The organism is Streptomyces sp. NPDC020362, assembly GCF_040642095.1.
Classification (GTDB): Bacteria; Actinomycetota; Actinomycetes; order Streptomycetales; family Streptomycetaceae; genus Streptomyces.
The window spans coordinates 19,740-31,315 of the sequence record NZ_JBFAET010000111.1 but is presented as its reverse complement, the minus strand read 5'-3'; the positions used below and the strand labels follow the sequence as shown (position 1 = coordinate 31,315).

The window sequence follows — 11,576 nt, the reverse complement described above, 5'->3', positions numbered from 1 at the left end:
GCTGACGTTGGGGGCCTGGGTGGGTTCCTGGCCGGACACCAGCCCGGGGGTGTGGGGGGGGCCGATGTGGCGCATGGCCATGCGCCGCAGACGGTCGTGCTCGGGCGGGTCCATGTTGATGAACGCCGGCGTGCTCTCGGCCGCGGCTGCCTCCATCGGACGCGCCAGATTGCGGACGTCGGAACTCAGGTGCGGGTCGTGGAGTACGTCCGTGAGCTCGCGGTAGGTGCTGATGACGTAGCTGCCGTTCTCCTGCCGGGCCACCGGCGTCCTGCGCAGCTCGGCGTAGAGCGGGTACGGATCGGCCCGGGAGGAGTAGTCGAGGATCCGGTGCAGCGTGTCGGGCGTCTCGGTCGTGGTCATCTCGCTCTGCCTCCTACCGGTGCTGCTGCACGGCCGTGACCCGCCGCTCACTCGGGTCGTGACCGGTGACGACCACGGTGGCTCCCTGGGCGAGCAGGGCGGGGCCGGGGAAGTCGACGGGCACCGGTTTCATGTCGGCGGGCTGGTCGGGCGTGGGGCAGGGCGGCGGGAAGGGGGCGGCCGTCTCGATCAGCTGCCGGTAGTGGTCCAGCCACTTCGCGTTGTTGAAGCTCACCGCCGCGGTGACGCGGCCCCGATAGCCGTAGGCGGCGACGAAACGGTGGTCGGGCACCGACCCCTGGGTGACGACGACCTCGTCGGCGAAGGTCGGCACGCCGACGGACTTGATGTTCACGCCGAACTGGATCGACCAGAACAGCGGGATGGACAGGTGGGGCCAGCGGTCCGCCTGGCCACTGACCATGTTGTGTGCGGCGACCTCGGCCTGCTCCACGGCGTTGGCCCAGTGCTCCAGCGAGATGAGCCGGTACTCGTAGATCGGATTCGGGCAACGGGCCACGTCGCCGGCGGCAAAGACGTCGTCGGTGATCAGGCCGTTGAGGTCCAGGGCACGGCAACCCGTGTCGCAGGCGATTCCCCAGACACCTGCCGCCAGCCCCGAGTCCCGCAGCCACTCGGTGTTGCGGATGCCCCCGAGCGCCACCACCGCCACGTCGGCGTCGAGGGTGCTGCCGTCGTCGAAGTGAGCGCGGCGGAACCGTCCCTGCGCGTCACCCTCCAGCTGGGTGACCTTGACGCCACAGCGCAGGTCGACCCCGTGAGCGCGCTGCATGTCGGCCGCGACGTCACCGATCATGGCACCGAGCGCCCCGACCAGCGGGGCCGGCGCGAGTTCGGCGACGGTCACCGGGATGTCCCGCTCGCGGCAGATGGAGGCGATCTCGGAGCCGGTGAATCCCGCACCGATGACCAGTACACGGGAGGGCCCGGCGGCGAGGGCTCGTTGCAGGCCCTCGGCGTGCTCGCGCGTACGGACCACGAACACCCCGTCCAGGGCCGCCTCGCTCTCGACGAACCACGGCCGGGCCCGCACCCCGGTGGAGATCAGCACCCGGTCGAAGGGAACCTCGCGTCCGTCGGCGAGCCGGACGTGGTTGGTGGCCAGGTCCAGCCCGGTGGCGGGCACACCCAGCAGCCACTCCGCATCGATGGCACGACGTCGCGGCAGCGTGGTGTCCCCGGCCGACACCCACCCGGTCAGTACCTGCTTGGACAGGGGAGGCCGGTCATAGGGCTCGCCCGACTCGTCACCGATCATGGTCAACGAGCCCGTGAAGCCCTCGTTGCGCAGAGCCTCCGCGGCCCGCAGCCCCGCCAGTGACGCCCCGACGATCACGATGCGGCCGTCGCGCCTGAACGCCTGCAGATTGTCCGCACTGGTCATGACGGCGACGCCTCCACCGGTGCCTCCCGCCCCTCCAGCCGGTCGACCAGAATCGCCTGGACCGGGCAGGCCGCCGCGGCACGCAGCACCTGGTCGCGCCGGGCGTCGTCGGGCTTCGGGTCGTACATCAGCGCTTCCTCGCCGTGCATCCGGAACGCGTCCGGTGCCAGGAACGCGCACTGCGCATACCCTTCACATCGGGAAAGATCAACGACAACTCTCATCCCGACCTCCGCGGGGACTGCAAGCTGCTGACCCTGAAGCCTGCGCACTCCGACGCACAAAGCGCGAGACAGGCATCGCGAGAAGGAATTCGGCCGGTGCCCACCCCCGCGAAATGCCAAGGAGTGCACCACGCTCGTCGGGTCTTCGCAGAAGGAATTGGTCGTCAGAAAGAACTGACCGTCGCGAACAAGGCGACCGGGGTCCGCAAAACCGCCCGGAGAACGTGACCTTGCACTCGAAAGCCTATCCCTCGCGTACATCACCTGCACCCGGGAGTGGGGTACGGGGATGCCATGACCGCCATTCACTCGCGCGCCACGTGCCCATGCGGCAAAGACCGTGCGCCGTGGTCGATTCTTTAGAGGTGGCTGGAGCGACCCACCATTTGCGGAGCGACCGACCTCCAAAGTGTCGGTCGGGCGACGGCTGCGATCAGTGCAGTTCTTCGATGCGCCGGAGGCACTCATGGGCAACGTCTTGGGAGACGTGCTGGGCCTGGCGGCCGGTGTCGCCGTCAGTCCTCTTCCGATCATCGCCATCATCATCGTGCTGGCCACGCCCCATGGACGCATGAACGGACTGGTGTTCGCCACCGGCTGGGTGGTGGGCCTGTCGGCCCTGGGCGCGGTGATGCTGGTCATCGGCGGCCACGGGAATGCCACCTCGCACGGGCAACCGGCCGACTGGGTGGGGGCCCTCAAGCTCGCGTTGGGCGTGGCACTGGTTCTTCTTGCGGTGCGGCTGTGGCGCCATCGCCCTGCCGATGTCACACAGGCACAGCTGCCTCAGTGGATGGCTGCGATCGACCGCTTCACACCGGTGAAGGTCTTCCTTCTCGCCCTTGTGCTGTCGGCCGGAAACCTGAAGAACGCCCCGCTGACCATTGCCGCAGCGGCGAACATCAGCTCGTCGGGGCTCCCGGTCGCAGAGCAGATCGCCGCGCTGGCGATCTTCGTCGTCGTCGCTTCCGTCGGGCTGCTGACTCCGCTGGCGGTCTTCCTGGTCATGGGCGAGCGGGCGAAGAGCATGCTGAGCAACTGGAAGGAATGGGCGGCGCGGCACAACACGGCTGTCATGGCGGTTCTGTTCTTCGTGTTCGGGCTGAAGCTGCTGGGTGACGGCATCGACGTTCTCAGTTCCTGACCGAGCCGGCGTCCGCTGCCGGGAGTGCCACGACCGGGAGTGCCACGACCGGCGGTGCCACGACCGGGAGTGCCATGGCCGGGAGTGCCATGGACGAAAGCGTCACGGCCGACGGTCCTACGGCTGCCCGGTCCGGTCCCGAACCGGAGGCGGGCTTCCGAGACGCCTGGCCAGCGACGGCTCCTGGGCCACGACGGCACCCGCGCTGATGCTGATCGCGACGGCGACACAGACCACGATCAGCCACGACAGCATGATGAACACCGGGCCGAGGGATCCGTATTCGGAGAGACCGTGGTTGAGCGCCCGCGGCAGATACAACCGTGCGGTCCCGCTCAGTGCGGTGAGGGCGATCGCCGTGATCACCGCACCGGGCAGCAGGGGCTTCCAGCCGATCAGGCCGCCGAGCAGCAGGTGCTGGGTCCACCACCACAGACCCGTCAGACCGAGCACCGTGAACGGGATTCCGAGCCAGGCCCCGACGCCGAACCCGTCGCGCATGGGGCCCTGCACCACCAGCACCGCCAACCACAGGACGAGCCAGGCCAGCCAACGCCAGGGGGCGATCCTGGTCCCCGCCCGGGGAATCTCCCAGGCCCGTTTGCACAGCCGTTGCAGCGCCCTGCTGACCGCGGTGGCGGAGAGCAGCACCATCAGCCCGCCCACCACGCCGGTCGCCTGCTGCAAATTGCCCGTCGTGGGACTGAGCGCGTGTACGAGCTGGGCGTCCACGGCGCCCGTGACCCCGAAGACGGTACGGACGGACGTGATGAGCTGGTGGCGCACCGGCGGCGGAGCGTACGCGCCGACCACGAAGAGCAGCGGAACCGCGGTCAGGAAGGACTGGGCCGCGAGGCGAGTGGCGGAATCGAAGATGTTCACCGACACCATGCGGTCCGCGAGGTGGGTGACCACCGGGAACCGGGTCGCCGCGCGTGCGTGCGCGGACCGGGCGGAGGCGGCCAGCCGACGCGTCCATCTCCGCCGACGGGATGCGCCGGCGGCTCGGCGGTGCAGGCGCAGCATGCCCCCTGGCGGCACCCTCCCGGTACTGGGCATGACGACGCTCCTTCCTCCCCCCAGGGTGGGGGACGGGGCGCTCCGCAGCACGTCAGGCAGGTGTCCCACCGGCCCCGCCCGCACCGTGTCCGCTTGACCGGCGACCGGCGACCGGCGACCGGCGTGGCGGGGTCTCCGCCGATCAAGCCGCCGCTGAAAACCACCGCCGCCGCACCGCCGCCGCACCACCACCGCACCCCCGGCGCGCCGGGGCGCGGCGCCCGCGACCGGACGAACGGTGGACCCGGCATGGTGTGGCCGGTGTGGTGCCTTCCCTTCCGGCGGGGGAGCGGATCGGCCCGGTGTGCCGGGGGTGTCAGGCCACCCGGTGGCCGTTCTCCAGCTCTGCCGTGCCCGCGTTCTCCGCCAGGACGTCCAGTGCGGTCAGGACGCGGCGGCCGAGGGCGCCGGGCAGGTGGTCGGTGATCTCCTCACGGGGCACCAGCCGCCAGGACAGCAGCTCCTCCTCCTGCAGGCGGATGGCCTTGAACTCCGCCTCGGTGAGGACACCGCCGTCGTACAGGTACGCCACCAGCGGTGGCCGTCCCGTGCCGTGCACCCAGTCCACCGTCAGCATCCGGCCCAGCTCCCGGTCGAGGCCGATCTCCTCCAGGGTCTCCCGGCGGGCTCCCTGGCGCGGCGTCTCGCCGTCGTCCGACTCGATCGTGCCGCCGGGAAGGGCCCAGCCCTCACGGTAGTTGGGTTCGACCAGCAGCACGCGTCCCTCCTCGTCCCGGAAGAGCGCGGCGGCACCGGCGAGGACACGGGGCAGGCTCGCGATGTACGCGGCGAAGTCGTCAGTCGTGGTCATCCAGGAAGGGTAACCAGCTCCAGGACCGCTACTGCCCGGTCGTCGCCAGGCGCAGGGTGCGCTCGGCCAGCGCACTGATCCGCACGCCGTCGAAGCCGAACACCGCGCTCCGGACCGTGTCCTCGAGCGGGTCCTTCCACCGGGCAGGGATGGCCGCGGCGCCGGTGAACACCCCGGCCACGGACCCGGCCGTCGCGCCGTTGCTGTCGGTGTCCAGGCCGCCGCGGACGGTCAGGGCGAGGGTGCGGGTGAAGTCGCCGTCGCCGTAGAGCAGTCCTGCCGTGAGGACGGCGGCGTTCGGGACGGTGTGGATCCAGCCGAGACCGGCGGTCTCCGTGGAGAGGGTGGCCAGCGTCTCCTCCCACGGCAGCCGGGTCTCGTGCAGGGACACGGCCCGGCGCACGGTACGGGCCAGACGGCTGCTCGCCGGGATCACCGCGAGCGCGGTCTCCAGCGCGTCCCGCACGTCCGGAGCCGTGAACGCCGCCGAGATCAGCGCGGCCGCGAACATCGCCCCGTAGACGCCGTTGCCGGTGTGCGAGAGCACCGCGTCCCGGCGGGCCAGCCCGGCGGCGCGGCGCGGGTCGCCCGGGCAGGTCCAGCCATAGACGTCGGCGCGGATCAGCGCGCCGATCCACTCCTGGTACGGGTTGTCGTACGTCGCCGTCAGCGGCGGCTTCAGACCGTTCGCCAGATTGCGGTACGCCGCCCGCTCCGCGGTGAACGTCTGCAGGTACGGCAGCCTGAGCAGCCACAGGTCGCCGACCTGCTCGGTGCTGAAGCCGAAGCCGTGGGTCTCCAGCAGGTCGAGGCCGAGGACGGCGTAGTCGACGTCGTCGTCACGGCAGCTGCCGTGGATCCTGCCGCGCACGCACTGGCGCCACTCCGGGCGCAGTACGGCGCTGTCGGCCGCGTCGGCGGGCTCGGGCAGGTAGTCGGTCAGCGGCAGGGCGGCGGCCTGCCGCAGGTACCGGTCGATGCGCTCGCGCGTCCACACCTCGCCCTGCTCGACCGGCTTGCCCAGCATGTTGCCCGCGATCCGGCCGAGCCAGCCGCCGTGGATGCGGTCGGCGAGGTCCGGCTCGGTGCCCTGGTTGCCCATGGCTGGGGTGTACCCGTTTTCCCGGGCCCCTCCCCGCCGCTGCCCAGCGTTCGGTCGGGGCATGACGGCGGGGGTGTCCGCCGGTTATGGTCGCAACGGCGCGACTGGCCCTGACGTGCTGATGTGCGCGGGGCCCGGAGAGCAAGGGGAAAGCAAGGTGGCGGACGCTGCAGTGAACGAGACCCGTCGGGTGCTCATCGCCGCGGACAAGTTCAAGGGCTCGCTGACGGCCGTACAGGTCGCCGAGCGGGTGACGGCCGGGCTTCGCCGGGTCGTGCCCGGCGTCGCGGTCGAGGCGCTGCCCGTGGCCGACGGCGGTGACGGAACCGTGGACGCGGCGGTCGCGGCCGGGTTCGAGCGGCGCGAGGTCCGGGTCGCCGGGCCGCTCGGGCAGGAGGTCACCGCCGCGTTCGCGCTGCGCGGCGGGACCGCGGTCGTGGAGATGGCCGAGGCGAGCGGGCTGCAGCGGCTGCCTGCCGGTGTCTTCGCGCCGCTGACCTCTTCCACGTACGGCTCCGGCGAGCTGCTGCGGGCCGCGCTGGACGCGGGCGCGCGGACGATCGTGTTCGGCGTCGGCGGGAGCGCGACGACGGACGGCGGCGCCGGGATGCTGTCGGCGCTCGGCGCGCGGTTCCTGGACGCGGACGGGGAGCCGGTGGCGCCGGGCGGCGGAGGACTTGCCGAACTGGCGCGGGCCGACCTGTCCGGCCTCGACGCACGTCTGTCGGCCGTGGAACTGGTGCTCGCCAGCGATGTCGACAATCCGCTGACCGGGCCGAAGGGCGCGCCCGCGGTGTACGGCCCGCAGAAGGGGGCGTCACCTCAGGACGTGGAGACGCTGGACGTGGCCCTCGCCCACTTCGCCGAGGTGCTGGAGGCGGCCGTGGGGTCGCGTGCCGCGGAGTACGCGGCGGCGCCCGGCGCCGGGGCGGCGGGTGGCATCGGCTACGGCGCGCTGCTCCTGGGTGCCCGTTTCCGGCCCGGCATCGAGGTCATGCTGGACGTCCTCGGGTTCGCGCCGGCGCTGGGGCGGGCCGATCTGGTGATCACCGGTGAGGGGTCGCTGGACGAGCAGACGCTGCACGGGAAGGCGCCGGCGGGGGTTGCCGCGGCGGCGCGTGCGGCCGGCAAGGAGGTCGTCGCGGTGTGCGGGCGGCTGGCTCTGCCGGAGGAGGCACTGCAGCGGGCCGGGATTTCCCGTGCCTACCCGCTCACCTCCGTGGAGCCGGACGTCGCCAAGTGCATCGCCGAGGCCGGGCCGATCCTGGAGCGCGTCGCGGTCCGCATCGCCGAGGCGCACCTTTCCTGAGGCCGGGAGCCTATGGCCCACCCGCCCACCCGTCTCGGTGGGTGGAGGGGTGGGCCGTGCGGCGAGGCGAGTGGGCGTCCTTCACCGCGTGCCGTCGCCCCAGGCCTGAGACGGCACCGGCCGATCCGCCGCCTGTCTCGGTGGGTGGAGGGGGCCGTGGGGTGGGGTGTGTGGGGTGCGGTTGGCCGGGTGCCGTTGTGCCCGGCCTGAGGCGGCATCGGACCACCCGCCCCGCCGGTCTCGGCGGGGCGAGAGGCGCGTCGAGGGGGCGAGCCGACGCCGCCCCGTACGGCACCCTCGCGTGCCCCGAGCCGGAGTCCGCTCGGTCGCCTGAGCCGTCGCCCCGCAACCGCCCGTGCCGTGCCCTGCCCTCAGAGCCTGTCCAAGCCGTGCTCTCCGAGCCGTCTGCGTCCGTGGCCTCGGACCCGCCCGTGGCGGTCCCCCCGAGCCCCGCAGACGGTCCCTGGCGCAGCCACTCGGGGCGGCGCCAGGGCGGGCTCCCGGGGCGGCACCCGGGCGGGCTCCCGGGGCGGCACCCGGGCGGGCTCCCGGGCCGATGTCCTCCTTGCTGTCGAGACTGCGTGGGAGGAGGCGGCGGGGGAGAGCACACTCGTAGCCGGGCGAGACGGGTGGGCGGGAGAGAGGACGACAGGGGCCGGGGCGGAGCCCCGGGGCGGTCCGCGCCGATGCCGGGCGCAACGCGAAGGGCCCCGGACCAAACAGGTCCGGAGCCCTCTCAGCGGAGCGTCACGCGGCGTTACGACTGCGCCGCCCGCGCCTCCCGCCGGTTGTCACGGAAGTTGTTCACCCGGCGAGCCGTGGCGAACAGCGGGATCACCGCGCCCATGACCAGCTGCAGCGCGCAGCCCGTCTGGAGCAGCAGCTGACCGCTCGGGGCGTCGAAGGCCCAGGCGGCCAGCAGGCCCATGGACAGCACGATCCAGCCGAGCATCGCGCCGGCGAGGCGGCCCCGCGGCTTCGGGTACTCCACCCGGCTCACCATCAGCCACGCCGTCCCCAGGATGGCGAGCAGCGTCGCCACGAAGGGCAGCTCCAGCAGCACGATCGAGACGACCGTGAGCGCGCCGAACGGCGAGGGCATGCCCTGGAACATGCCGTTCGTGGGCGTCACGCACGAGAAGCGGGCCAGACGCAGGACGACGGCCAGGAGCACCACGATTGCCCCGAGCGCCGCCATGCGCTGGTGCGCGTCGTCCGCGACCATGCCGTAGACGAGGACGAAGTACGCGGGCGCGAGTCCGAAGCTGATCAGGTCGGAGAGGTTGTCCAGCTCCGCGCCCATGGGGGAGGAGCGGAGCTTCCTCGCCACCAGGCCGTCGAACAGGTCGAAAACCGCCGCGCAGAGCATCAGGATGACCGCCGTGGCCGCGCTGTGGCGGGCCATGCCGGACTCCTGGCTGCCGGTGAGGTGCGGGATCAGGATGCCGGTGGTGGTGAAGTACACCGCCATGAATCCGCACGTGGCGTTGCCCAGAGTGAGGGTGTCCGCTATTGAGAGGCGGAGAGAAAGAGGCATCTCCTCCTCTTCGTCCACCTCTTCGGCCTCGGGCACCCAGCCCGCCTGGGTCTCCGGATCAATCACGGTCAATGCGAGTCACCCCAGCCACGGTCTTCTGTCCGACCTCGACCGCGACCTCCACGCCCTCGGGCAGGTAGAGGTCGACACGCGAGCCGAAACGGATCAGACCAATTCGGTCGCCCTGCTCGACCTTCGTGCCCTCAGGGATGTAGGGCACGATGCGGCGGGCCACCGCGCCGGCGATCTGGATCATCTCGATGTCGCCGAGTTCGGTGTCGAAATGCCAGACTACGCGCTCGTTGTTCTCGCTCTCCTTGTTGAAGGCGGGAACGAAGCCACCGGGGATGTGTTCGACGGACGTCACCGTGCCCGAAAGGGGCGCGCGGTTGACGTGGACGTTGAGCGGGCTCATGAAGATCGCGACGCGGGTACGCCCGTCCTTCCACGGCATGATGCTCTGCACCACACCGTCGGCGGGCGAGATGACCCGGCCCTGGGCGATCTCGCGCTCGGGGTCGCGGAAGAACCACAGCATGCCCGCCGCGAGCGCGGTGGCGGGTACGGCGACCGCCTTGGCGGCGCCGGAGCGGCGAGCGCGCAGAAGGCTGACGGCTGCGGTGGCGACGGTCGGGAGAAGCCACGGCGATGCTCCGCGCGCGAGGCGTACGCCGGCCAGGCTGTCTCGATGTGCAGAGGTTTGGCTGTGGGGCATGGATGACCTTCGTAGCGGATGATGCCGCGCTGTAACGGGGGACGGCGGCTTTCCGGGGATCGTACCGGGCGCGGGCCGCAACTGGGCAAGCCACGAAGCCGAGTCGGCGGCTGAACCCCGTTGACGGGGTGTGATCTTCTTCTCGAAGAAAACACCCCGTTTCCGGACAATCAGCCCTGGAATCGATACTCTTCGAGCAACCTGCGCCCGATGATCATTTTCTGGATCTCGGCGGTACCTTCACCGATCAGCAGCATCGGGGCCTCCCGGTAGAGGCGCTCGATCTCGTACTCCTTGGAGAAGCCGTAGCCGCCGTGGATGCGGAAGGCATCTTCCACGACCTCCTTGCAGTACTCGGAGGCGAGGTACTTCGCCATCCCGGCCTCGAGGTCGTTTCGTTCCCCGGAGTCCTTTTTGCGTGCAGCGTTGACCATCATGGCATGTGCGGCCTCGACCTTGGTACCCATCTCGGCCAGCTTGAACTGGATGGCCTGGTGCTGGGCGATCGGCTTGCCGAACGTGTGCCGCTGCTGGGCGTACTGGACACCCAGCTCGAAGGCGCGCTGGGCGACGCCGCAGCCACGTGCCGCCACATTGACGCGGCCAACCTCCACGCCGTCCATCATTTGGTAAAAACCTCGGCCCGTCACGCCGCCGAGCACCCGGTCGGCCGGGATGCGCAGGCCGTCCATGATCAGCTCGGTGGTGTCGACGCCCTTGTAGCCCATCTTGTCGATCTTGCCCGGGATCGTCAGGCCGGGGCGGACCTCACCGAAGCCGGGCTCCTTCTCGACCAGGAAGGTGGTCATCGACTTGTGGGGGGCCGTGCCCTCGGGGTGTCCTTCGTCACTTCGGACCAGGACGGCCACGAGCGAGGACGTGCCGCCGTTCGTCAGCCACATCTTCTGGCCGTTCAGGACGTACTCGTCGCCGTCCTTGACCGCCTTCGACGTGATCGCCGACACATCGGAGCCGAGGCCCGGCTCCGACATCGAGAAGGCGCCCCGGATGTCACCGGCGGCCATGCGCGGCAGGAAGTGGTCCTTCTGCTCCTGCGTGCCGTGCTGCTTGAGCATGTACGCGACGATGAAGTGCGTGTTGATGATGCCGGACACCGACATCCAGCCGCGGGCGATCTCCTCCACGCACAGCGCGTAGGTGAGGAGCGACTCGCCCAGGCCCCCGTACTCCTCGGGGATCATCAGACCGAACAGGCCGAGTTCCTTCAGGCCGTCCACGATCTGCTGCGGGTACTCGTCGCGGTGCTCCAGTCCGGTCGCGACAGGAATGATCTCCTTGTCGACAAAGTCCCGAACCGTGGAGAGGATCTCCTGCTGGACGTCGGTCAGACCGGCGGTCTGGGCGAGACGGGCCATGCCTACTTCTCCGTGTTCTTGTCCGCAGGTGCGGTCAGTTCCGGGCGACCGGGCTGCTCGCCGCCGCGCTCCTTGATGTACGTCTCGGTGGGCACCATGACCTTGCGGCGGAAGACGCACACCAGGGTGCCGTCCTGCTTGTAACCCTTGGTCTCGACGTAGACGATGCCGCGGTCGTTCTTCGACTTGGACGGCCACTTGTCGAGCACGGTCGTCTCGCCGTAGATCGTGTCGCCGTGGAAGGTCGGCGCCACGTGCTTGAGCGACTCGATCTCCAGGTTGGCGATCGCCTTGCCGGAGACGTCCGGGACGGACATGCCGAGCAGGAGGGAGTAGATGTAGTTGCCCACGACGACGTTCTTGCCGAAGTCCGTCGTCTTCTCCGCATAGTTCGTGTCCATGTGGAGCGGGTGGTGGTTCATGGTGAGGAGACAGAACAGGTGGTCGTCGTACTCCGTGACCGTCTTGCCCGGCCAGTGCTTGTACGTCGCCCCGACCTCGAACTCCTCGTAGGTGCGTCCGAACTGCATC

The 11,576-nt window shown here is 70.5% G+C and carries 11 protein-coding genes and 1 pseudogene; 2 read left to right on the top strand and 10 right to left on the bottom strand.

Going from position 1 to position 11,576, the window contains the following annotated elements:
- From AB0H32_RS30800 to AB0H32_RS30790, 3 genes and pseudogenes are all read right to left on the bottom strand, one after another.
- Window positions 1-363 (bottom strand): annotated as a pseudogene (locus AB0H32_RS30800) (cytochrome P450); the annotation flags it as partial.
- Window positions 364-376: 13 nt separating this feature from the next.
- Window positions 377-1,768 carry an FAD/NAD(P)-binding oxidoreductase gene (locus AB0H32_RS30795; protein WP_361127104.1) on the bottom strand — a complete coding sequence of 464 codons (1,392 nt, stop codon included), beginning with the start codon at window positions 1,766-1,768 and terminating at the stop codon, window positions 377-379.
- The gene (locus AB0H32_RS30790; protein WP_361127101.1) at window positions 1,765-1,992 is read right to left on the bottom strand and encodes a ferredoxin; all 228 of its coding nucleotides are present in this window, start codon (window positions 1,990-1,992) and stop codon (window positions 1,765-1,767) included. The genes AB0H32_RS30795 and AB0H32_RS30790 overlap by 4 nt, the downstream gene beginning before the upstream one ends.
- Window positions 1,993-2,428: 436 nt before the next feature.
- Here AB0H32_RS30790 and AB0H32_RS30785 point away from each other — a divergent pair, with 436 nt between their 5' ends.
- Window positions 2,429-3,136, top strand: a complete 708-nt coding sequence (locus AB0H32_RS30785; RefSeq protein ID WP_361127098.1) for a GAP family protein — start codon at window positions 2,429-2,431, stop codon at window positions 3,134-3,136.
- Between the two features lie 117 nt (window positions 3,137-3,253).
- Here AB0H32_RS30785 and AB0H32_RS30780 read toward each other — a convergent pair whose 3' ends face one another.
- From AB0H32_RS30780 to AB0H32_RS30770, 3 genes are all read right to left on the bottom strand, one after another.
- On the bottom strand, window positions 3,254-4,195 hold the full coding sequence (locus AB0H32_RS30780) for a YhjD/YihY/BrkB family envelope integrity protein (protein WP_361127096.1): 942 nt from the start codon (window positions 4,193-4,195) through the stop codon (window positions 3,254-3,256).
- A 316-nt stretch (window positions 4,196-4,511) separates the two neighbouring features.
- Window positions 4,512-5,006, bottom strand: a complete 495-nt coding sequence (locus AB0H32_RS30775; protein ID WP_361127093.1) for an NUDIX hydrolase — start codon at window positions 5,004-5,006, stop codon at window positions 4,512-4,514.
- Window positions 5,007-5,034: 28 nt separating this feature from the next.
- Entirely contained in the window at window positions 5,035-6,108 is a 1,074-nt protein-coding gene (locus AB0H32_RS30770) for an ADP-ribosylglycohydrolase family protein (RefSeq protein ID WP_361127090.1), read from the bottom strand.
- A 190-nt stretch (window positions 6,109-6,298) separates the two neighbouring features.
- On the opposite strand from AB0H32_RS30770, the gene AB0H32_RS30765 reads away from it, so the two are divergent.
- Window positions 6,299-7,417, top strand: coding sequence for a glycerate kinase (locus AB0H32_RS30765; protein ID WP_361127113.1), 1,119 nt, complete (start codon window positions 6,299-6,301; stop codon window positions 7,415-7,417).
- 757 nt (window positions 7,418-8,174) lie between these two features.
- Here AB0H32_RS30765 and pssA read toward each other — a convergent pair.
- The 4 genes from pssA to AB0H32_RS30745 form a co-directional block, all read right to left on the bottom strand.
- Window positions 8,175-8,990 carry a CDP-diacylglycerol--serine O-phosphatidyltransferase gene (gene pssA, locus AB0H32_RS30760; RefSeq protein WP_361127110.1) on the bottom strand — a complete coding sequence of 272 codons (816 nt, stop codon included), beginning with the start codon at window positions 8,988-8,990 and terminating at the stop codon, window positions 8,175-8,177.
- A 22-nt stretch (window positions 8,991-9,012) separates the two neighbouring features.
- Complete coding sequence (locus AB0H32_RS30755) at window positions 9,013-9,669, bottom strand: phosphatidylserine decarboxylase (RefSeq protein ID WP_361127087.1); 657 nt, start codon at window positions 9,667-9,669, stop codon at window positions 9,013-9,015.
- 170 nt (window positions 9,670-9,839) lie between these two features.
- On the bottom strand, window positions 9,840-11,045 hold the full coding sequence (locus AB0H32_RS30750) for an acyl-CoA dehydrogenase family protein (RefSeq protein WP_263214331.1): 1,206 nt from the start codon (window positions 11,043-11,045) through the stop codon (window positions 9,840-9,842).
- Window positions 11,046-11,047: 2 nt separating this feature from the next.
- Complete coding sequence (locus AB0H32_RS30745) at window positions 11,048-11,575, bottom strand: MaoC family dehydratase (RefSeq protein WP_361127084.1); 528 nt, start codon at window positions 11,573-11,575, stop codon at window positions 11,048-11,050.
- Window position 11,576 lies beyond the last annotated feature (1 nt).